Here is a 573-nt window from a genome sequence, read left to right on the forward strand (position 1 = left end):
TATGGAAAGTAGAAGAAACATTTAGAACATTAAAAAATTATCTTGAAACAAGACCGGTATTTCATTGGACACCGAAAAGAATAAAAGGTCATATAGTAATGAGTTTCATATCTTACATAATTCAAAGAACATTAGAACTAGAACTGGAAAAAAATAATATTGAATACTCTCATGAAAAAATAAGAGAAGCTATTAAAAATATGGAATATATTGAAATCAAAACACAAAAGCAACATCTTGTAGCGAGAATGAATTTAAATAAATTAGGACAAAGAATATTAAATATATTAAATATTCCTGTACCAAAAATAATTTCACCCTATACAGAATTCAAAGAAAAATACAAAATTTAGGGGGTGTAATGACACTTTTGTATTTAATAAAAAGTTAACAATGGCTGTTTTTTAGAATAATTCCGCTTTTTCAAGCTTTATTGAAAAAAATACTGTCAAACTCAGGATATCTAGCTCTTTTAAAAGCAAAAAGAGAAGGATAGTATTTTCAAAAAACTAAGAAAAAACAAGATTCAGGAGGCTAATTAATAATATTTCTTTGAAGAGAAGGGATAGAATG

General features: G+C 25.8%; 1 pseudogene. It reads left to right on the forward strand.

From position 1 onward, the window contains the following. A pseudogene (locus AS160_RS08815) lies at positions 1–353 on the forward strand (IS1634 family transposase); the annotation flags it as partial. Positions 354–573 lie beyond the last annotated feature (220 nt).

The sequence above is a fragment of the Marinitoga sp. 38H-ov genome (assembly GCF_011057715.1).
In the GTDB taxonomy this organism is placed as follows: domain Bacteria; phylum Thermotogota; class Thermotogae; order Petrotogales; family Petrotogaceae; genus Marinitoga.